General features: G+C 42.1%; 21 protein-coding genes. 10 read left to right on the top strand and 11 right to left on the bottom strand.

Going from position 1 to position 21,910, the window contains the following annotated elements:
- The first annotated feature begins 231 nt into the window (after positions 1 to 231).
- The 3 genes from ACM0OS_RS22380 (at position 232) to ACM0OS_RS22390 (ending at position 2,609) form a co-directional block, all read left to right on the top strand.
- Positions 232 to 1,716, top strand: a complete 1,485-nt coding sequence (locus ACM0OS_RS22380) for a CIA30 family protein (protein WP_414545393.1) — start codon at positions 232 to 234, stop codon at positions 1,714 to 1,716.
- Positions 1,717 to 1,752: 36 nt separating this feature from the next.
- Entirely contained in the window at positions 1,753 to 2,097 is a 345-nt protein-coding gene (locus ACM0OS_RS22385; RefSeq protein WP_414545394.1) for a hypothetical protein, read from the top strand.
- Positions 2,098 to 2,216: 119 nt separating this feature from the next.
- Entirely contained in the window at positions 2,217 to 2,609 is a 393-nt protein-coding gene (locus ACM0OS_RS22390; RefSeq protein ID WP_414545395.1) for a GFA family protein, read from the top strand.
- Between the two features lie 182 nt (positions 2,610 to 2,791).
- Here ACM0OS_RS22390 and petE read toward each other — a convergent pair whose 3' ends face one another.
- The 6 genes from petE to ACM0OS_RS22420 form a co-directional block, all read right to left on the bottom strand.
- Positions 2,792 to 3,208: a plastocyanin gene (gene petE, locus ACM0OS_RS22395; protein WP_414545396.1), complete on the bottom strand. Its 417-nt coding sequence runs from the start codon at positions 3,206 to 3,208 to the stop codon at positions 2,792 to 2,794.
- A 368-nt stretch (positions 3,209 to 3,576) separates the two neighbouring features.
- Positions 3,577 to 4,068, bottom strand: coding sequence for a photosystem II cytochrome c-550 (gene psbV / locus ACM0OS_RS22400; protein ID WP_414545397.1), 492 nt, complete (start codon positions 4,066 to 4,068; stop codon positions 3,577 to 3,579).
- Between the two features lie 131 nt (positions 4,069 to 4,199).
- Positions 4,200 to 4,460 (bottom strand): hypothetical protein, encoded by a 261-nt coding sequence (locus ACM0OS_RS22405; RefSeq protein WP_414545398.1) that lies wholly within the window; start codon positions 4,458 to 4,460, stop codon positions 4,200 to 4,202.
- A 217-nt stretch (positions 4,461 to 4,677) separates the two neighbouring features.
- Positions 4,678 to 5,514 carry a carbohydrate ABC transporter permease gene (locus tag ACM0OS_RS22410; protein ID WP_414545399.1) on the bottom strand — a complete coding sequence of 279 codons (837 nt, stop codon included), beginning with the start codon at positions 5,512 to 5,514 and terminating at the stop codon, positions 4,678 to 4,680.
- Positions 5,511 to 6,419, bottom strand: coding sequence for a carbohydrate ABC transporter permease (locus tag ACM0OS_RS22415; RefSeq protein ID WP_414545400.1), 909 nt, complete (start codon positions 6,417 to 6,419; stop codon positions 5,511 to 5,513). The genes ACM0OS_RS22410 and ACM0OS_RS22415 overlap by 4 nt, the downstream gene beginning before the upstream one ends.
- Before the next feature lie 269 nt (positions 6,420 to 6,688).
- Positions 6,689 to 6,943 (bottom strand): hypothetical protein, encoded by a 255-nt coding sequence (locus ACM0OS_RS22420; RefSeq protein ID WP_414545401.1) that lies wholly within the window; start codon positions 6,941 to 6,943, stop codon positions 6,689 to 6,691.
- 15 nt (positions 6,944 to 6,958) lie between these two features.
- Here ACM0OS_RS22420 and ACM0OS_RS22425 point away from each other — a divergent pair, with 15 nt between their 5' ends.
- The 5 genes from ACM0OS_RS22425 to ppsA all read left to right on the top strand — a co-directional run bounded on the left by ACM0OS_RS22425 (position 6,959) and on the right by ppsA (position 13,752).
- Positions 6,959 to 7,429: a GNAT family N-acetyltransferase gene (locus ACM0OS_RS22425; protein ID WP_414545402.1), complete on the top strand. Its 471-nt coding sequence runs from the start codon at positions 6,959 to 6,961 to the stop codon at positions 7,427 to 7,429.
- A gap of 732 nt (positions 7,430 to 8,161) precedes the next feature.
- Complete coding sequence (locus ACM0OS_RS22430) at positions 8,162 to 10,057, top strand: transketolase (protein WP_414545403.1); 1,896 nt, start codon at positions 8,162 to 8,164, stop codon at positions 10,055 to 10,057.
- Between the two features lie 94 nt (positions 10,058 to 10,151).
- Positions 10,152 to 10,385 (top strand): hypothetical protein, encoded by a 234-nt coding sequence (locus ACM0OS_RS22435; protein ID WP_414545404.1) that lies wholly within the window; start codon positions 10,152 to 10,154, stop codon positions 10,383 to 10,385.
- Between the two features lie 197 nt (positions 10,386 to 10,582).
- A complete protein-coding gene (locus tag ACM0OS_RS22440; RefSeq protein WP_414545405.1) occupies positions 10,583 to 11,332 on the top strand; it encodes a type I glyceraldehyde-3-phosphate dehydrogenase in 750 nt (249 codons plus the stop codon).
- Positions 11,333 to 11,361: 29 nt separating this feature from the next.
- Entirely contained in the window at positions 11,362 to 13,752 is a 2,391-nt protein-coding gene (gene ppsA, locus ACM0OS_RS22445) for a phosphoenolpyruvate synthase (protein ID WP_414545406.1), read from the top strand.
- Positions 13,753 to 13,860: 108 nt separating this feature from the next.
- Here the strand turns inward: ppsA and ACM0OS_RS22450 are convergent, their stop codons facing one another.
- From ACM0OS_RS22450 to ACM0OS_RS22470, 5 genes are all read right to left on the bottom strand, one after another.
- Positions 13,861 to 14,697 (bottom strand): Uma2 family endonuclease, encoded by an 837-nt coding sequence (locus tag ACM0OS_RS22450; RefSeq protein WP_414545407.1) that lies wholly within the window; start codon positions 14,695 to 14,697, stop codon positions 13,861 to 13,863.
- A gap of 117 nt (positions 14,698 to 14,814) precedes the next feature.
- Entirely contained in the window at positions 14,815 to 17,109 is a 2,295-nt protein-coding gene (glgB, locus tag ACM0OS_RS22455; RefSeq protein ID WP_414545408.1) for a 1,4-alpha-glucan branching enzyme, read from the bottom strand.
- Positions 17,110 to 17,262: 153 nt separating this feature from the next.
- On the bottom strand, positions 17,263 to 17,589 hold the full coding sequence (locus tag ACM0OS_RS22460; protein ID WP_414545409.1) for a hypothetical protein: 327 nt from the start codon (positions 17,587 to 17,589) through the stop codon (positions 17,263 to 17,265).
- A gap of 10 nt (positions 17,590 to 17,599) precedes the next feature.
- A complete protein-coding gene (locus ACM0OS_RS22465) occupies positions 17,600 to 18,307 on the bottom strand; it encodes a glutathione S-transferase family protein (RefSeq protein WP_414545410.1) in 708 nt (235 codons plus the stop codon).
- Positions 18,308 to 18,706: 399 nt separating this feature from the next.
- Positions 18,707 to 18,877, bottom strand: coding sequence for a hypothetical protein (locus ACM0OS_RS22470; RefSeq protein ID WP_414545411.1), 171 nt, complete (start codon positions 18,875 to 18,877; stop codon positions 18,707 to 18,709).
- A 471-nt stretch (positions 18,878 to 19,348) separates the two neighbouring features.
- On the opposite strand from ACM0OS_RS22470, the gene ACM0OS_RS22475 reads away from it, so the two are divergent.
- Both ACM0OS_RS22475 and ACM0OS_RS22480 read left to right on the top strand, forming a co-directional pair.
- Positions 19,349 to 19,981 (top strand): hypothetical protein, encoded by a 633-nt coding sequence (locus tag ACM0OS_RS22475; protein ID WP_414545412.1) that lies wholly within the window; start codon positions 19,349 to 19,351, stop codon positions 19,979 to 19,981.
- Positions 19,982 to 20,226: 245 nt separating this feature from the next.
- Positions 20,227 to 21,885, top strand: coding sequence for a peptidoglycan D,D-transpeptidase FtsI family protein (locus ACM0OS_RS22480; protein ID WP_414545413.1), 1,659 nt, complete (start codon positions 20,227 to 20,229; stop codon positions 21,883 to 21,885).
- The last annotated feature ends 25 nt before the right edge of the window (positions 21,886 to 21,910 follow it).

A 21,910-nucleotide genomic window follows, 5' to 3' on the forward strand; every position in this document is an offset into this window, starting at 1 on the left:
GGGAGAAAAACCACCCACAAGGGGCGAGGCTTTAAACCTTATCTTTTGGTAAATATTAGTTTTATTAGTAACACTTAAGTAAGTATCCTAACGCGTTTGCCCCATAAGATGAAATACCAAATATTTAGCTTAATTTTAGCCAAAAATAATCTCACTCCCCGCATCAGTTAAGCGCTAGCAGCTGTTTCGTTATCATATATGTAACAAGCAGAAAATTGTGAGGACGCAATAATGGCTGACAAAAATCGTTCTCAATGGGACTTAGGCAGGTTTATCGAAACCCTAACCTATTTCGAGGTAATTCCTTTCCTTAACTGGGTGCAACAGTTAATCCAAGGTCGTCCTCAAGATCAGCACAATCTACCCAAAGGAGGAAGATACATGGGTGTAATACTAGTTGCGGGTGCAACGGGTGGTGTAGGTAAACGAGTGGTACGGCGACTAGTAGAACAAGGTTACAAAGTCCGGGCGCTGGTGCGAGATATTGAAAAAGCTAGGTCAATTCTTGGTAATGATATTGACTTAGTAGTTGCGGATATTACTAAGCCAGAAACATTAAATTCTGTAGTAATGTCTAACATTCAAGCGGTAATTTGTTGTACAGCAGTGCGTGTGCAGCCAGTAGAAGGAGATACACCCGATAGAGCTAAATATAATCAAGGTATTAAATTTTATCTGCCAGAAATTGTGGGTGACACCCCAGAAAACGTAGAATATCAAGGTGTGAAAAACTTGGTACAGGCTGCGGCCAAATATTTACCTCTAGCGAATGAACAATTAATATTTGATTTCACCAATCCTTCAGCGGAATTAAAAGCGATTTGGGGTGCAGTGGATGATGTGGTTATGGGTGGTGTGAGTTCCAGCAATATGCAATTAGCGGGAAATAAAGCCGTGTTTGCTGGTAACGTTTCCACAGCTAACTCAGGAGGATTTGCTTCGGTAAGAACCAAGAATTTTGAGCCACCTTTTGACTTATCGGGTTATGAAGGTGTCGAATTACGCGTCCAAGGTGACGGACAGCGTTACAAATTATTTTTACGGACAGATACTAAATGGGATGGCGTTGGTTACAGTTATTCTTTTGATACTGTAGCTGATACCTGGATGGATATTCGCATTCCCTTTAGTGAATTGACTCCGGTATTTCGGGCCAAAGTTGTTGCAGATTGTCCCCCAATTGATGTTAATCGGATTTCTTCTTTTCAATTGATGTTGAGTAAGTTTGAATATGACGGGGATTTAAATCCGAAATTTACACCAGGTAATTTTGCCTTACAAGTAGAATCAATTAAAGCTTATGGCGGAGAAAAATTCCCACGATTTGTTCTTGTCAGTTCAGCCGGGGTAACTCGTCCGGGAAGACCGGGAATTAATTTAGATGAAGAACCACCAGCGGTGCGTTTAAATGACCAATTGGGCGGCATTTTAACATGGAAGTTGAAAGGGGAAGATAGTTTAAGAGAAAGTGGTATTCCTTACACAATTATTAGACCTTGTGCATTAACTGAAGAACCAGGTGGTAAAGAATTAATCTTTGAACAAGGTGATAATATTCGAGGAAAAATTAGCCGGGATGATGTGGCGGAACTTTGTGTGCGATCGCTCCATGAATCCCCAGCATCTAATATCACATTAGAAGTAAAATCAAGCGAAAATACTGTAAATTCCATCGATTGGCATCAGCTATTTTCTCAATTACAACCGGATAAATAAATGTAATCAAAAACCTCCGATAAAGGAGTAAATTTCATGTTTCGCAAATTAATTTTTGCTGGGGTTGTGGTCATAATTATTTGGCTGGGTTTATTATCAAATCCAGTCTCATCTCAACAAGTGGAATCCCGTTTTAATAACCTAAAAGCCGACTTTAACCGTGTAGAGGCGCGATTGAGACGAGTTGAGTCGCAACTTAATCAACTGGGTAAATCGCCCTCAGCCAGAACTACACTTACTCCACCGCAGTCAAACAATTCTAGACGTAACTTATCGCAACAAGACCAAATGTTTGATAATTTAGCTACTTTAGTTGTGGAATTAAAACAACAAGTAAATAAATTAGAAGATAGGGTTGCTCAATTAGAATCTTCTCGATAAGAGCTTAATTTTTCGTTGGTAATGAAGGATATTTAAGCCCCTTTCCGCGTCGGAGAGGGGCTGGGGAGAGGTTCATAGACCTCATGTTTATTTAGTTGCTTGATTAAGGGGAGTGTTAAATGAAAGAGAGTTCTATGCCATCAATTACTTACGAAGGCGGATGTCATTGTGGTGCGGTGCGCTTTCGGGTAATTGTGGAAAATCATCAAGTGGAAGATTGTAATTGTTCGATTTGTAGAAAAAAGGGTTTCTTACATTTAATTGTGCCGCGAGAGCAGTTTACTTTACTGCAAGGTGAAGATAATTTGGCAACTTATACGTTTAATACTGGAGTTGCCCAGCATAAGTTTTGTCAGACTTGTGGAATGCATCCTTTTTATATCCCCCGGAGTCATCCCGATGGTGTCGACGTGAATGTGCGTTGTTTAGATGGGGATGTGATGGGAAATTTTGAGATTATACCTTTTGATGGAGCGAATTGGGAAGCGAATATTCACAAGTTGGTTAAGTGAAATACAGATTTTTGAGGACTAAAGTCCTCACTACGAACTTTTATTTTTGATTAAGATTAGGGGTGATGAGTTCATTTCTCTCTTGGCGGAAATATAACTCGTCACCGCCTATCTATCATGCAGGCCACGTTATGGATATGGCGTGCTACTTTTGGTCAATTCTCTAAAAAAGTGACAAAAGATTATTCAACAACTAATTTACCAACCATGCCAGCACCACGGTGGGGTTCGCAGTAGAAGGTGTATTCACCAGCAGGTGCATCTGCGGGAATGGTGGTTGTTTGGGTTTGACCAGGACTCATTAGCAATTGCTTGTGAGACAGTTCTTTGGCTAAATCAGCACTCTTAGCAGGGTTTAAAGCTGCATCAAACACAACGTTATGGGGAGGTACTTTGTTGTTTACCCACTCAATGGTGTCGCCTGGTTTAACTGACAATTTTTTGGGTTCAAATGCCAGCATACCTTTGTCGCTTCCCAATTTTACCTGGAAGGTTTCAGCTGAAGCACTGGGAGTGAAAATAGCAAAGCTGCTAACAACTAAAAGAACTGTTAATACAGCTAAAGTAAAGCGCCGCAAGCTTGCTGAAATCAATTTCATGGCTTTCTCCTAACTAAAGTTTTTATTTTCCCTTTTTCATTTTAGATAAAATCAACGCCAAAGTATGACAATCTGTCGTAGATAAAAAATTTTTTTTTCAATGGCGACTAAATCCATAGCAAAATTTTTGCAATCAGCAAATATTACTAGGATTGCATTACACCCAAAAGATTCTGGGTAAATTCATAAAATTCCCCCAGCCAAATTTTTCTAGACTATGAGTGTATGGTGAGCGATCGCCTAAATCCCATCCCAAAAAAATTCTGAGCCTAAGTCCTGAGTTTTGAGTAATCTGGGGATAAACTTCATCTATCCCAGCACCCAGCACCCAGCACCCAGTACCCAGAAATCAGCATTCAATTAGGAGTTTAGTAATAAATCTTACCACCGCCCCACTTATCGCCCACAATTTTGGGTTGTAGGAGAATATGTCCAGCGATCGCCACTAAATCATCCTCTGTGAGATTTCTCATTTCCGTGAAAATATCTGCACTCTTGATGCTGGGATGTAATTCAGAAATTTCCTCTTCCCCGTCATAGGTGGTGGGATTTTTCATGTAATCTACCAAACCTACAATATTATTCCGGTTTGGTGATGCTAAAGCCAGCGCTTCTGGTTCTAATCCCACGTTTTGGTTAGTCTTGGTAATGCCTCCAGCATGACATTGGGCGCAAGCGTATTGAAATAAACGTTTGCCTTCTTTGACTTGTTTTAGGCTGAGTACAACGTTATCACCCTGAGCATTTAATGGCACTGTTCGGATAGCTTCGTCCAGTTCCACTGCTGTCGCGCCACCGACCATTAACTGAAACGTCAGCAAAACGGTAGCAACAACAACGCCAATTAGTCTTCTAAACATGTTTCCCCTTAAAGATTTTGACGCTCAACACAGCTAATAAAGCGATACTCAATCTCCATGTTGTCCAGACTAATAGCTGGTTCTTTGCCATTAGCCAATTAGCTAAAGTCCGAAATAGGATCTCTGGTAATTTAGGCCTCACCCACCGAGTTCCTAGTTACCTTTGGGCGTATTCCCGACAAAATTTGGAAAATCATTGCCTTTATATCCTCTAACGCCAAACGGGTCTTTTGGTGTTTATCGGCAATTACCAGTTGTTTAGGCAGAGAAAACAATCTTTCTACAGGGACACTGTAGTCTGCTGCTATCTCTGCAATCAGTAGGTCTGCAAAACCCATAACACTTGTTAACTGAACAGATGAGAGATTAAGTCGCTGTAATACCAATATCATGTTCAGAGCGCAATTTGTCGCCGAAAATACTGTTGCTTCTCAACTGGGGATCAAGGGTCAATAAGTCAATAAAAATAGATATTAATTAACGTGGAGACTAGGGAACCCCTACGGGGAAGTGAACAAGCAGGGGGGCAGGGGGGAAAGACTTCGCATTAGTACCAAAATCTTTGTTTTTCATCTCCCCGTCTCCCCTCATTTCCCTCATCTACCACTCCTAACCCTTCCCCCCGGTAAAAGTTGCACCTTGAATAAAGTAGCGGTTGAAAAAAGCATAAATTCCTAAAGCTGGCAGAGTGAACATCATAGAAGCAGCCATAATATAGTTCCAATAGCTGATATATTGCCCTTTGAAGCTGTTCAGCCCTAGGGGGAGGGTAAACATTTCTGGGTCAAACAAAATAACTATGGGGAGCAAAAAATTATTCCAACTACCCATGAACACAAAAACCGCCTGGGCTGCTAAGGCTGGTTTCGCTAGGGGTAAGACAATATGCCGAAATATCCCTACAGTATTTAAACCATCTAGTTGACCGGCTTCTTCCAGTTCCTTGGGAAAATTCACAAAGAATTGCCGCATCATAAAAATAAATGTGGCATTCACCATACCAGGAACAATCATCCCTTGGTAAGAATTTAGCCAGCCTATAGCTTTCAAAATCAAAAAAGTGGGAATCAAGGTGATTTGTGCGGGGACTGCTAAAAGCGCCAAAATTAGGAAAAACCAAAAGTGTTTGCCCACAAAATTCAGTCGGGCTAAGGCATATCCCGCCATTGAATTAAATAGTAAATTTAATAACGTCACACTGACAGCAATTACCACACTATTTAAAACCCACCGCCAAAATAGAGGTTCCTGTATAAAGATTTGCCTGTAATTATCCAGGGTGAAATTCTGGGGAAAAAAATTTAATTCCCCGCTGATAATTTCCGAAAGTGGCTTAAAGGATGCGGAAGCTGCCCACAAAAAGGGAATGAGAGTGAGAATTGCATACAGTGTTAAAATTATGTATAACAGCACTTTTAGCCAAGGAAAGCGAGAAGTTCGCATCATATTTTTTCGCCTCCAAAAATTCGCCGTTGAATCAAAGTTACAGCAATAATTATCGCTGCCAGCAAAAAGGCGATCGCAGCAGCATATCCCATCTGTAAGTTACGAAATACAGCTTGGTATATCAGTAAAACTACGGTTAAAGTGGCATTATTGGGCCCACCAGTACCACCAGAGAAAATATAAGACTGGTCAAACAGTTGAAATGTACCAATTATGCCAACAGCCAGCACAAAAAACGTCACAGGTTTGAGCAAAGGAATAGTAATGTAAATAAACTGTTGCCACCAATTTGCCCCATCAAGTTCTGCCGCCTCGTAAAGCTTTTGGGGAATATCCTGCAACGCTGCTAAGTAAATCACCATATAAAACGGTGCAGTTGACCAAATATTCATAATCATGATGCCTTTGAGGGCAACGGATGGGTCACCTAACCAGTTATAGGTAGGTAGCCCGATAAACGCGAGAACATGGTTTAATAATCCATCAGTGTTATAAATCCACATAAATATCAGGGTTAGCACCGCTGAAGATGTCACCGTGGGTAAAAAGAAGAGAATCCGCCATGAGTTTTTACCACGAATCCCAGAATTGAGAGTTACAGCCAGCAATAAAGCCAGAATTGTTTGCGTAGGCACAACAATTGCCACATATTCTGCCGTATTTCGTAAAGCAATCCCCACACGTCCGTCTTCAAACAAGCGTGTGAAATTACGCCAGCCAATGAACTCGTACTCAATACTGCCTAAAAGCTGGACTTTATGCAAAGAGAGAAAAACCGCGTAGAAAATTGGCAGGATTACAAAACACCCCAAAACCAAAATTGTGGGCATCATGAACATATACCCAGCTAGGTTTTCAGTGAGATTTCCTCCCCGGTTAATTCGTCGTCTGAGAATTGGCAACACAAATACCTCCGCCTCATCTGCAAATTCGGATAGCGATGAGTGGTCTATGATTATTAATCCTAGCGGCTAGCAGAAAAACAGCGACATGATCAGGCGATCGCTCTTTATTGCTATGGTGGGAAATAAGTATTTCTTATTTGAACGTCGCAAAAACCCTTTAAAACCCTCCTTCCCTTGTGTCCTTTGTGTCCTTTGCGGTTTGTTTTTTATTCTTGTAATCCTCTCTACCCAAGCAAATACTGTATCTGTAGAAATTTCCCAAAATCCTCTTACGTAGTGAGAAAAAAAACTACCAGTATCATGCTGAGAGTAACAGCAAACAATAAAGCATATTCCAAGCGACGACTTAAATATCCCACAGCAGCAATCAAACTGATAAACAAAATAGTAATACCAACATACTGTTCGCGTTCCCAACCTTTAGCAATTAGTGGATCTGGGGAATTTGGACTAGGAGTGTTAACTTGTTGCACTGTGCTATAGGATGATTGTTGTCCTGAGTTATTCTGATATTTAATCTGCATAAAATAGCTAAAAAAATGAAATTACGAACCTACGAAATCGGTGATACCGCAGAAATAATAGACTTGTTCTACAATACTGTTCATGAAGTAAATATTCGTGATTATACCAAAGAACAAATTGATGCTTGGGCGCCAGTAGAGATGGATATCGAAGTTTGGATAAACAGCTTAAAAACTAAGTTTACTTATGTAGTAGAAAACAATGGTAAAATTGTCGGTTTTGGTGAACTAGAAGCCAATGGACATATTGACAAATTTTTTTGCCATAAAGATTTTCAAGGGCAAGGCATTGGCACGATGATTCTTGAACAAATTGAATCAAAAGCTAGAAGTTTAGGTATTAAAAGACTATTCGTAGAAGCTAGCATTACCGCTAAACCTTTTTTTGCTAACAAAAACTTTCTGCTGGTAACAGAGCAAGAAGTAGAACGTAGAGGTCAAAAGTTGATAAATTTCGTCATGGAGAAATTCATAAATAATTGTTAAGTGATTTTATGAAAATAAAATCACTTACAATCATGGCAAAAAAGCATAAATTTTCCATCTCACCTATTTCAGTAATATTTTTAAATATAAATACACTATAAATAAACTTTGGTTTTATATACCCTAAGAAATAAATGCTAATTATTCCATTAGAAAGAAGTTATTATACATTCTACTTTCTACAGTAAACCCAGTAAGAGAGATTTAAAGCTCTCGACTGTCTGGCGACATACCAATTTAATTAATGATTGCGATCAGCGGAAAAACATCTTCTGTTGCATATAGGACTTACGCAACTGGCATATTATTTTAAGTTTGTAGTGAGGACTTTAGTCCTCAAGATAAGGGCTGTTCGCGCAGCACCTAGCCCTGGCGATTAGAAAAGAGCCTCCGGCACGCTGGCGCGTTAGCGGAGCTTTCGCTTTAGCGATACGCGGCTATACAAACTAAGTCCGCCTACGCGGACTAACGGAACAAGGGTTTTGTCTGTATAGCCGTGACTTCCAGTCGCCTGGTGCAAGATGTCGATTATGCAAATAAATTCTGACTAGGGAACATTACAGTACCCCTAACTATTTTCCACATTCTTTTTTTAATTGGTATGAAATGTATTTTGCCAATTGTTACGTAATCGATTCTGGGAAAATAGCAAAATTTAACGAAAAAAGAATAATTAAACCAAAAACTGCCGAATTTGATCAAGTACCTATATTTTGATTTAGGAAAACCACTATGACCACACAGGAGCAACTACATCAATGGCATGAACTAGCACAACAGTTGCGTGTTGATAGTATTCGCGCTACGACCATTGCAGGTTCGGGTCATCCTACCTCATCCATGTCCCCAGCTGATTTAATGGCAATTTTACTCTCTAAATATCTCAGCTACGACTTCGACAATCCACATAATCCTCATAACGATCGCCTGATTTTCTCGAAAGGTCATGCAGCACCGCTACTGTATAGTATGTACAAAGCAGCCGGAGTCATCAGTGATGATGAATTACTTGATTTGCGGCATTTTGGTAGTCGCTTAGAAGGTCATCCCACGCCAGCTTTACCTTGGGTAGATGTAGCTACAGGTTCTCTCGGACAAGGATTACCCATTGGTGTAGGAATAGCCTTAGCAGGTAAATATTTAGATCAACTGCCATATCATACGTGGGTGCTGCTGGGTGATAGTGAAACCGCCGAAGGTTCAGTTTGGGAAGCTTTTGACCATGCTGCACACTATACCCTAGATAATTTAATTGCTATTATCGATGTCAATCGCCTCGGTCAACGGGGTCAAACTGAATTGGGTTGGAATACTCAAGCTTATGCTAAACGGGCGATGGCTTTTGGTTGGCAAGCTATTGAAGTTGATGGTCATAATCTCACGGAGATTGATCAAGCATTTAGCGCTGCGCTGACTGTTAACGATCGCCCCACTGTGATCATCGCCCGTACCAAGAAAGGTAAAGGTGTAGCGTCCTTGGAAGATTTAGGTGGATGGCATGGTAAAGCGTTGAAACCTGAAGATGAACAACAGGCGATCGCCGAGTTAGGTGGTGAACGGCAAATTACAATCCAGGTGGATAAACCCGAAGCACAAGGACAACCAGCTACTATCGGTAATGCTCAACCATTACAACTTCCTACCTATAACAAAGGCGCAGAAGTAGCAACACGCCGAGCTTATGGTGATGCTTTAGTAGCATTAGGAGCCGCACAACCAAATGTAATTGTTCTAGATGCAGAAGTCAGTAATTCCACGTATGCCGAAGATTTCGCCGAAGCCTATCCAGAGCGCTACTTTGAAATGTACATTGCTGAACAACAAATGGTAGCCGCCGCCGTGGGCTTGCAGGTAAGAGGATACAAACCCTTCGCTTCTACCTTCGCTGCTTTCTTAACCCGTGCCTACGATTTTGTGAGGATGGCGGCCGTATCTCGCGCCAACATTAAATTAGTAGGTTCCCATGCTGGCGTATCCATCGGTCAAGATGGCCCTTCACAGATGGCATTGGAAGACTTAGCAGCATTTCAGGCGGTATGGAGTAGTACTGTGCTGTATCCCAGTGATGCCAATCAAACAGCTAAATTAGTTGCCCAAATGTGCGATCGCAATGGCATTGTTTACCTCCGCACGACACGGGAAAAAACACCTGTAATTTATGGTCATGAAGAAGAATTTCCCATTGGTGGTAGCAAAATCATTCACAGTTCCGACCGTGATCAAGCCACAGTAATTGGTGCAGGTATTACCTTACATGAAGCCATTAAAGCTTATGACAGACTAAAAAACGAAGGCATCACAATCCGCGTTATCGATGCTTACTCAGTCAAACCCATTGATGTGCAGACACTACATCAAGCCGCACGGGATACCAAAGGTAATTTAGTCGTTGTGGAAGACCACTGGATTGAAGGCGGATTAGGTGCTGCGGTGCTAGATGCCTTTGCAGGTAATAGTAATACCCCCATTTATGATGGCCCCCAACTGCGATTAATTAAACTAGCAGTACAAGATATGCCAGGTTCAGGCACACCAGAAGAACTACTGCAAGCTGCCAAAATCGATGCCGATGCCATTGTGGAAGCAGTAAAAATGCAAGTTAGACAGCCAGTAGGAATAAGAGCATAAATGTCTAACTCATTCTTTGGGTAGGAGTTACCAATAAAAGTCATAGCTAACTTAGAAACGACTCATCCCAATTTAATTATCAGGAGTTAAGAAAATGCCAGATAAATATCATACCGGAACCAAAGACGAACATTTCGATCTTGTCAGCGTGCCATATCATGCCCTCCAAAGTGCAGCGTGCTGTGAAACTTATCTTAACGATGCAGAGCAAGCAGGCGATAGCGATCTCACCCAATTTTTCCAAGAAGTCAAAAGCCAAAACCAGAATTTAGCAGAACGAGCCAAGCAGTTATTAGCACAGCGCACTGAGCAGTTGGTGGCACATTAAGTTACTGGGGACTGGGGATTACTTTAGGGACTTCAAACTAAATAAATGTCAAATCACTCGGTAAGCAGGGGAGCAGGGAGCAGGGGGGAGAAAGACAACCTTGCATCCCAGTAAATTGGATAATTTAATTTCTGGAAGTCCCTTAACTCTAACTCTAACCCCTAGCCCCTAGCCTCTTCTCAAAAGGTAGGTCACTTATGAAGAAAGTAGCAATTAATGGCTTAGGTCGAATTGGTAGAGCAGTTTTTAAAATTATCCTCAATACTAGGGAATTAGAACTAGTCGCTATCAATGATTTAATTCCATTAGATAATTTAGTTTACTTGTTAAAATACGACACTATTTATGGCAAGTATGACAAAAAGATAGAAAGCGATAGCCAGAATTTGATAGTGGATGGGAAAAACTATCAGGTATTCAGTGAAAAAGACCCTAATCAACTACCTTGGGAAAAATTAGGGGTTGATATAGTCTTTGAATGTACGGGAATTTTTAATAAAAAACCAGAACTAGAAAAACATTTGCAAGCAGGAGCTAAAAACGTAATTTTATCGGCTCCAACGAAGAGTGAAGATATTAATACAGTTGTTTTTGGTGTTAACCAAACTACAGAGTCAGATCATATTGTTTCCTGTGCCAGTTGTACCACCAATTGCATTACCCCTGTGGTGGAAGTGATGGGCAGAAGAATTGGCATTAAAAAGGCAATCATGACCACAGTTCATGCTTATACTACTACTCAAGAATTAGTGGATGGCCCCCATAAGAAATTTACCAGAGGTAGGGCGGCGGCTGCCAATATCGTACCAACTACTGGTATGACAACGAATGGGGTTATGCTTCTCAAATGGTTCGACAAGCCCAACATATGGCTAGAACCTCTCGCCCTCTGCAAACTGTTTAAATGTACGAACCACAAAGGACGCGAAGGATGCGAAGAAAGATAATTTGTGTTCCTTTGCGTTGAAAAAAAACTATGATAACTAACCAAAATTCTTTTATCCGCTGGTTTGAAACCCTCAAATCTGAGGATGTCACCATTGTGGGTGGCAAAAACGCCTCTTTGGGAGAAATGATTGCTACCCTCAAAGATAAAGGTATTTGTGTACCCGATGGTTTCGCCACCACCGCAGATGCTTATTGGCAATTTTTAGCAGCCAATCATCTCACTGAGAAAATCCAGTCTCATCTTGAAGAACTGCAAAGTGGTAAAACTTCTTTAGATAAAGTTGGTAAATCTATTCGGAGGTTATTTTTATCTGCTAATTTTCCCGCAGACATAGCCGCAGCTATTAAAGACGCTTATCACCAACTTTGTCAGCGCTACAATACTCATGAAGTTGATGTGGCCGTGAGAAGCAGCGCCACAGCCGAAGATTTACCCCAAGCTAGTTTTGCGGGACAGCAGGAAACGTTTCTCAACATTACAGGTGAGGTAGAATTATTAGATGCCTGTCGTAAATGTTACGCTTCATTGTTTACCGACAGAGCCATTAGTTATCGGCAAGCACAGGGATTTGATCATCTGCAAGTGGCTCTATCTATTGGTATCCAAAAGATGGTGCGCTCTGATCAAGCCAGCGCTGGGGTAATGTTTTCTATTGATACGGAAACGGGATTTCCAGATATTGTATTGATTGATGCAGCTTGGGGCTTAGGTGAAAATGTGGTGCAAGGTACGGTGACACCGGATGAGTATCGAGTGTTTAAACCTTTGCTGCACCAAGATAATTTTCAACCAGTAATTGAGAAAACTTTGGGAGATAAACAAAAAAAACTAGTCTATGCCAAAGGTGGCACTCATTCTACTAAAAACATCAATACATCTTTAGAAGAACGCCAGTCTTTTGTCCTCTGCGATGACGAGATTTTACAATTAGCTCGTTGGGCTGCTGTGATTGAAACCCATTACCAAAAGCCAATGGATATGGAATGGGCCAAGGATGGAGAAACAGGTGAGTTGTTTATTGTGCAAGCACGTCCGGAAACAGTGCAAACCCAAAAAACGACTAATACCTTGAAGGCTTATAGTTTGCAGGAAAAAGGCGAAACCATATTAACTGGCTTGAGTATTGGGGAAGCGATCGCATCTGGTAAGGTATGTCTGATTGAAAGTGCAGATGATATCCGGCATTTTCAAGATGGGTCAATTTTAGTAACGCAGATGACCGATCCTGATTGGGTACCCATTATGAAACGGGCGGCTGGTATTGTCACAGATCACGGGGGACGCACTTGTCACGCAGCCATTGTCAGCCGTGAGTTAGGTATTCCAGCTATTGTGGGTACAGATCAGGCGACGACGATTTTACATGATCAACAGGAAATTACGATTTCTTGCGCTGAAGGTGATCAAGGTTATATCTATCCGCATCTTTTGCAGTTTGAGGAAACAGAAGTCAGTATTGAAGATATCCCTAGTACCAAAACCCAGATATTACTAAATATTGCCAGTCCTGGGGCTGCTTTGCGTTGGTGGCGCTTACCCTGTGATGGCATTGGTTTGGCGCGGATGGAATTTATTATCAACAATATTATTAAAATTCACCCGATGGCTTTGGTGCATTTTGATACTTTAAAAGATAGAAATGCACGCAAGCAGATTCAGAATTTAACTTACGGTTATCAAGACAAAACTGAATATTTTGTAGACAATTTGGCGCGGGGTATGGCGAAAATTGCCGCTTCCCAATATCCCCGACCTGTGATTGTACGCATGAGCGATTTTAAAACCAATGAATATGCTAACTTGATTGGCGGTCAGCAATTCGAGCCAAAAGAAGCAAATCCCATGTTGGGATTCCGGGGCGCATCTCGATATTATAGCGATCGCTACCGTGAAGGTTTTGCTTTAGAATGTTGTGCCATTAAACGCGCCCGTGAAGTTATTGGCATGACTAACATGATGATGATGATTCCTTTTTGTCGCACTCTCAAGGAAGCAGATCAGGTTTTGCAAGTATTGGCAGAAAACGGCTTACAGCGGGGCGAGAATCATCTTCAGGTTTACGTGATGGCAGAAATTCCCTCAAACATTGAGTTAGCTGCCGAGTTTTCTCAGCGGTTTGATGGCTTTTCTATTGGTAGTAATGATTTAACACAGCTAGTTTTAGGAGTGGATCGTGATTCCTCGGAACTAGCGTATATATTTGATGAACGTGATGAAGCAGTCAAGCGCATGATCCGCCGTTTAATTACCACAGCCCATGAAAGCAACCGCAAGGTGGGTATCTGCGGTCAAGCACCCAGCGATTATCCTGAATTTGCTGCTTTTCTTGTGGAAGCGGGGATTGACTCGATTTCACTCAACCCAGATAGTGTGATTGCAGTGAAGCGCCGAGTTGCCGAAACTGAAAGTGCAAAGTAAAGAAACGTGAGTTCGATGAACCTCTCCCCAACCCTCTTTGACCCCCATTAGTTAAATCCGTTACTGTCGTCTGCGGCACTGTACCCAAACATCAACAGGAGCAAGATTTTAGTCAATTGGTGGGTTAAGCGATTCTATTGCTGATTGATTTAAACCTGTTAACCTAGCTACCTGTTCTACTGTCATCCCAGTCTCAAGTAAATTACTTGCAGTTTGTAGCAATTGCAATTCTGCTGTATTTGCTCTTTGGTATTCTTGTTCTGCGCGTTGGTGTTCTTGTTCTGCGCGTTGGCGTTCTTGTTCTGCGCGTTGGTGTTCTTGTTCTGCAATTTCTGCGGTAGTTGGCAATAATTCCCCATCTAAAGTTGCCCAACGTAACCAAGTCGCATTAATACCTTGATAATTTCCTTCCCACAGTTGTAATGCTAAACCTAAAGATTGACTGATTAACTGATTTTGAGCATTAGGAAGAATAGGTTGATAAACTCTTTCTTGGATAGAGAATCCAGCTAAATCATCAGGATTAAAAGGGTCATACCAGAAATATTCTGGTACACGCATCTGATTTTGGTAAATCAGCTTTTTTTCATTTTTGTCTATTGCGGCTGTACTGTCAGAAAGCAACTCAATCACTACATCTGGTGCTTTACCTTCTTCCCATACTACCCAACTACGACGTTCACCTTGCGGGACTCCCAATACTACAAAAAAATCTGGCCCTTTAAAGTCTTTGTTGCGTACCTGGGCTAAACTGTAGTAAACAAACATATTCCCGCCGACAAAACCATCCTCTCGTTCTGCTAACCGCGGGAATAAGGCATCCATTAGCAAGTCCATCTGGGCTTTATGACGTGCGCTTTCCATTGGTATCCCATCATCATAGGGTAATTCTGCTTGGGTTGGTGGGAGTTGAATATCCGGTGTAGCTAAGGTAGTTTCTGACATAGCTTGTCACCTCAGGAAAAGTATTGCGGGTCTTTTTATGTTATCTTTTTTGAGCGATCGCCTACGGTAAGCTACGCTAACGCCGAGCGAGGGTGGGACGATACCCACCCCTAAACATTAAGATTCCAATGCCTTAGCGGTCTTCATCCTATCCAACTTGAGAATCAACACACCCAAAGGTGGCAGACATAAATCCAAGGAGTAAGGACTACTGTGCAATGACCAATCATCTGTCCACTTACCGCCTAAGTTGCCCATATTGCTACCGCCATAGGGACGAGCATCACTATTAAACAACTCAGTATAAAATCCCTTTTCTGGTACCCCGATGCGGTAGTGAGAATGGGGTTGGGGTGTAAAGTTGCAAACTACGACAACGAAGTCATCAGATTCTTTATCGCGGCGCATAAAGGAAACAACGCTGTGGCGGTTATCGCTACAATCAATCCACTCAAACCCATCTTGAGCAAAATCTTGGGTATATAAAGCAGGTTCAGAACGGTACAGTTGGTTAACATCTTGGAAAAACTGTTTTAACTGTTGATGATCCTCATACTGCAATAATTGCCATTCTAAGTCTGCCCAGACGTTCCACTCACTCCACTGCCCAATCTCCATGCTCATAAACATGGTTTTCTTACCTGGGTGGGCAAACATATAGCTAAATAAACAACGCACATTAGCTAACTTTTGCCATCTATCCCCTGGCATTTTGCCAATGATGTTGCTCTTGCCATGCACTACTTCGTCATGAGACAACGCCAGCATGAAGTTTTCACTGTGGTTGTACCACATACTAAAGGTGATGTTATTTTGATGGAACTGGCGGAACCAAGGGTCCATACTGAAGTAATCCAGCATATCGTGCATCCAACCCATATTCCACTTCAAGTTAAAGCCCAGTCCACCTGTATAGGTAGGCCAAGATACCATCGGCCAAGAAGTAGATTCTTCGGCAATTGAGAGAATACCAGGGAAATAACTGAAGATAATGTGATTTACCTGACGCAGAAACTCTGCTGCTTCTAAGTTTTCTCTACCACCGTACTCGTTAGGTAGCCATTCTCCTGGTTTACGACAATAGTCCAGGTAAAGCATGGAAGCCACAGCATCAACCCGAATTCCATCGATGTGATACTTATCAAACCAGAAGAGGGCATTTGCCACCAAGAAATTCCTGACTTCATGGCGATTGTAGTTGAATACTAATGTCCCCCATTCTTTATGTTCTCCTTTGCGGGGGTCAGAGTGTTCGTAAAGGTGACTACCATCGAAGAAAGCTAAACCATGTCCATCCTTAGGAAAGTGACCAGGAACCCAATCCACAATTACGCCGATGTCGTTTTGGTGACATTTGTCAACAAAATACATGAAATCTTCGGCGGTGCCAAAACGGGAAGTAGGAGCATAGTACCCAGTTACTTGATAACCCCAAGACCCATCAAAGGGATGCTCGGCAATGGGTAACAATTCTAAATGGGTGTATCCTAGTTCTTTGACGTAGGGAATCAGCCTGTCTGCTAATTCTCTGTAGGTAAGGAAGCGTGCGCCTGGTTTTAGTTCCGAAACGATAACTACAGGTTCTGTTTCACCGTTAGGCAATTTAGCTGGTTCTGAACTAGAACCATGTAACCAAGAGCCTAAATGCACTTCGTAGACTGATACAGGCTGAGTGAGGGGGTCAGTGTGACGGCGTTTTTCCATCCACTCTTCGTCATCCCAACTGTAAGTATTTAAATCGGTAACAATGGATGCCGTTTTCGGACGGGGTTCCTGCTGGAAGCCGTAGGGGTCGGATTTTTCGTAAATATGTCCTTCAACATTTTTGATTTCATATTTGTAATGTTCTCCCACCCCAATTTCGGGAATAAATAATTCCCAAACTCCTGTAGGGCCTTTCCGCATTTGGTGTTTACGACCGTCCCAGAGGTTGAAATCTCCCAGTAACGAAACATTGCGGGCATTAGGCGCCCAAACAGCAAAATAGACGCCCTTGACACCATCTATCTCTGTCGGGTGCGCTCCCAGTTTTTCGTATATGCGGTGATGGTTACCTTCAGAAAATAAATGTAAGTCAAATTCTGTCAACCGGGGAGAACGGAAAGCGTAAGGGTCATAAGTGACACGCTCATGCTCCCCTTCTTTAATCTTTAATTGGTAATTTGTCAGTTCTGCTACTTCAATGGTGCATTCAAAAAAGTGAGGATCATGTACCGTCTGCATTTGGTATTCCTGACGTTGTTCAGGAAGAACTACCCATGCTGCACTCGCATTTGGTAGGTAGGCTCTCACGGCCCAGACATTTTTACCATTTTGTTCTATGGGGTGAGAACCGAGTATTTCAAAGGGATCATGATGCTGATTCCAAACTATACGGTTAACCTGTTCAGGGGCAATCGTGGTCATGGACATGAAGCTACCTACGTATAATAAAGTGATTGAGTAAATCTACTGTTCTAATATCTATATATATTCTTTACATTTATTTGCAATTTTGTCGCCACCGTTATCGTACATCAGAATGAGGCAACAGTATTTTTGGGGATTGGTGAAGAGTAATTATTGTTAAATATCGAGAAATGGGAAAATTTGTAGTAAAGCTCTACGCAAACGGATGAGGTAAATAGTTTGTCTGACCTCAGCACTGAGTTTGGGTGGAGGACTCACTTGTAGTTGCTCTTGTAGTTGTGCGTATTCAGCAGCATTTAGAGGTTTGCCATCCACAGGCGATCGCGCGTCTATAATAATTTCTGTCCGTAATATTTCTTCTGGTATATCCGCTGGCGGTGGTAATGCCATTACAGGTTTCCCCCAATGACCAAATAACCACACCAAAACACTAGTACTGATACTCAAAACCCCAAACAAAAATATTTTTTTTCTTTCCCCCATTCCCTACTCCCTACTCCCTACTCCCCACTTCCCACGCCTTCACTCCTTCACTCAACCCCGGTGGTAACGGTTCATTACACAGTTGATGGATGTGCATAATGCGTTCAAACAACCAGGGATAACCCTCACGGTAGTGGGGTATGAGTGCTAAAGGACTCATCAAGGCAGCCGCGGCAATATCCGCCACACTCAACCTGTCACCTACCAAATAATCACTTCTTTGCCAGCGGATAGATAACTCTTCCAAGGCAGTTGCCAGTCTATTGGTAGCTAGTTCTACGCTAGCATCGTTGATTCCATATTGTTTTCTCACTACCTTGATTACCATCTGACTAGATAGTGAGGGATCGATTTGCTTGCCTTCTCCAGCACGAAACTGATAATACACAAACCTGGTGGCGGTACCGATACTTTCATCCAACCAATCTTCTAGCATCAAGGCTTCTGTCTGCTGTTCATGGTTGGGTAAAAAAAACGATGGTGCTTTTTGGTAAGTTTCTAAATATTTTAAAACTTGTGTGGAATCAGCGATCGCTTGCGGTTGTCCGTCTATTTGTGGTAGCAACACCGGCAGAGTCTTTAAACCAGTTAATGGCTTAACTCGCAGAATATGCAACCCAGGAGTCAAATTTTCCCTTTGATAATCAATTTGCTTGTAACCTAGCCCGAGGCGGGCTTTACGACAATAATGCGATGTACTAAATTGCAGTAGCAACATACAGCTACTCTAGCAGATTAGCTAAAAAACACGTTGACAAAATTTTTCCTACAAACAAAAATTTGGCAATGCCAAGCAATTCTACCTCAATCGTTTTTTCACAATAAAAAAACTATAGATAATGCTCAATAGCAGTTGCCAGTAACTTAGTTGTCGTATTTTTAGTGATTTTTTACATACTTAGTAGTAAGTATGTAAAGTTATTTACTTACAACAGAAAGTCAAATTTTCTAGATTTCACTTGACTTCACAACAACATTTTTTAGAGAATAATTGACCGCTACAGGAATTTTTTCTCATAAAAACGGTTATGTATTCGCCCAAAACTAATTATTGCCAGTTGTGTAGTGAGTAGCACTATCACTAACCTGTTTTGGGCGCCGTCTCTAAGATGACATTTTACGGTGTAGCTGGTGTGGGAGCAGGGGTAACACCGTCGGTAGGCTCACCAGGAGCGGGGGTAGCTGCGGGTGGGGTACCAGCTGGGTCGTCAGTACCAGTTTCACAAGCTCCGAGAACAGCAGCTAGGCTCAACATTAAAGCAAAACCAAAGATTTTTGTTTTCATCATTAACTCCTCTTTCACCAATTTTGGCAATAAAAAAATTTCGCCTGTTGAATAAGATAACCTATTTGTTGCTGATTTTTAAGATGTGTGGATATTACATTTTTAAAAGCCATACTTTCGGCTGATTTCTTAAGGTGTAGTTATTATGCAGTAAGCAGTAAGCCGATTATTTTTTGTGGATGAGGAGTATAGTGACTTGATAAGCAGGTGCATTTTACCACATTTGATCACAAACAAGGATGTCATGGTGTTGAGGACTTGCTCCTTACTACCTTGTCTTGCCATACTTTAAATGCAATATTGCTACTTAATGATTACCAGTATTGCAATATCTAGTTGACTCCGTTATTTGGTGGAGTGACCTCATGACAAGGGTATGGGGTGTTAAGTGTGCTGATGACGCAGAACACAATTTTCACCCTAACTAAAGCAGGTCAACGGTCTAAAACACAATATTTTAATTTCCGAAAATTTATGACTGCTGTTCGTAAATCGGCTGTTTCCCCGAAAGGTAATTGGTTCCGACGAAATTCTACCCCATCTGTAGAAAAGCGGCGCTCCCTGGGTTTGAGTGAATCTACACTGGCAGATCAACCTCCGCCAGTAGTACCCGCAATCAAAAAACGGCGTTCCTCACTACCTACTAAACCAATCTCATCCGTTAAAGAGTCTGTAATTGCCGCACAGGTCAAACCGCAGTCGGGCTTCTTAAACGTGCCTGTAGTGCCAAATTCTGGAGCGGCACCTTTTTGGTTACTGCGGTTGTACACTTCACATCGTTATTCCTCAATTGTGGCGTTTTTGTTGGTGAGCGCAACTTTGGTTGTTTATGGTTTGACTGTATATTCCCAAGATTCGTGGGGACAGGGGTATCGTAAACTACAAAATTTTCAACTTTATGAGCGACAGTTAACCACAACCAATGCCTCCTTGAAAAATCAAATGGCTGAGGAAGCAGAAAAGCAAACATCAGGTCTTGTATCGCCAACACCAGCCCGGACACTTTTCTTACCCACATCCCCTCCATCTGCTAGTTCTTTGCCAACGCCTGACACAATGCCAAATCTAGCAACGCCGCAGCAAACTTCCTCGCCACTGGGGTATTAAGGGTTAATCCAAAATCCCAAATTCCTATTTAAAAATTGGCACGGTCAACATAACTAAGCCATTTGAAACTGAGCAGGTCAATGCAAAAGTCACCAAGTAGATTAAAATTCAGAAATTTTCGGAATCCATCGTTAAAAAAACGTCAAAAAACCTCTAAACGAGGATTTATGGCTAGGTTTAGCGCTCATACTCCAGACCAGATACAAAGCACTAAATCCCGATTGTTCGTGGTATGGGGCATATTAATGGCTGCTACTTTGGGATTGGCTATTAATTTATATCAACTGCAAATTATCCAGGGGCCAAAGTTAACCCAGAGGGCGCGCAATCAGCAGATGGTGAATCTACGGCCTTTTGTTCCGCGTCGCCTGGTGGTAGACCGCAGTAATGATGTGTTGGCTGTTGACCGTCCTGTTTATATTTTGTATGCCCATCCCAAGTTGTTTAGTCAGTCTCAGGAAAAAATGGCAGAACGCTTGGCCCCCATACTGGATAAAACCCCTGCTGACTTGGTGAAAACTTTTCAAAGCCGAAAAAGTGGAATTACGCTGGCTTCTTCCCTCCCGGAAGTAGTTGCCGATCGCATTAGGTCTTTGCGCTTAAATGGCTTAGAGTTGACTCAAAAATACTCTCGATTTTACCCACAACAGGATTTGGTTGCTGATGTAGTGGGCTATGTGAATATTGACCGTCGTGGTCAGGCTGGTGTGGAATATAGTCAAGAGAAATTATTAGAACGTTCTGTGCAGACGGTGCGGTTGAGTCGTTCAGGAAACGGGCGAATACTACCAAATCATGCACCCGAAGGATTTTTAAATTTTGATGACTTGCGATTGCAATTGACTATTGATAGTCGTTTGCAAAGGGCTGCCCGTACTGCTCTCAAAGAGCAAATGGACAAGTTTCAGGCTAAACGGGGGGCGGTAATTGTCATGGATGCCTTGGATGGTTCTTTACTGGCTTTGGTGTCTTATCCCACCTATAACCCTAATGAATACTCCAAATCTGATGTTTCTTTATTTAGAAACTGGACAGTGGCTGACCTTTATGAGCCGGGATCAACTTTTAAGCCGTTGAATGTGGCGATCGCTCTAGAAAATGGTGCCATTAAACCAGATGATGTGTTTAATGATCCTGGTTCTATTCGCATCGGTAGCCACACCATCAGAAATGCCCAACGCAATAGTTATGGGAATATCGACATTGCTCAAATTCTCCAAACTTCCAGCAATATTGGCATGGTGCGGATCATTCAACAAATGAAACCCTCTGTTTATTACAATTGGCTAGAACGCTTGGGATTAGGGCAAACTATAGAGACAGATTTGCCGTTTGAAGTTCGTGGACAGTTTAAAGGGCAAAGAAAATTTCTCGGTTCGCCAATTGAAGCCGCAACTACCTCTTTTGGGCAAGGTTTCTCTTTGACACCATTACAGTTGGTGCAAATGCACGCAGCTTTAGCTAATGGGGGTAAATTGGTCACACCCCACGTAGTCCAAGGACTGGTGGATACCAATGGGCAGATGCATTATGCACCAGAACGCCCCACACCACGCCAAATTTTTTCCCCAGCGACAGCCCAAACTGTGGTGGAAATGATGGAAACTGTGGTTTCAAAAGGCACTGGTAAGGCTGCACAAATTCCGGGTTATCGCATTGGTGGTAAAACAGGTACAGCGCAAAAAGCTAGTCCTAACGGTGGCTATATTGCCAATGCTAGAATTACCAGCTTCGTGAGTATTTTGCCAGTAGAGTCTCCCCGCTATGTGGTTTTGGCAGTAGCAGATGAGCCTAAAGGAGCCAATGCTTACGGTTCTACGGTGGCTGCACCAGTTGTGAAAGCGGTGATGGAAGCGCTGATTCCTATTGAACGTATTTCGCCAAGTCAGGGGAGTGGGGAGTAGGGAGTGGGGAGTGGGGAGTAGGGAG

The organism is Nostoc sp. CCY0012 (assembly GCF_963920855.1).
Lineage (GTDB): Bacteria > Cyanobacteriota > Cyanobacteriia > Cyanobacteriales > Nostocaceae > Cyanocohniella.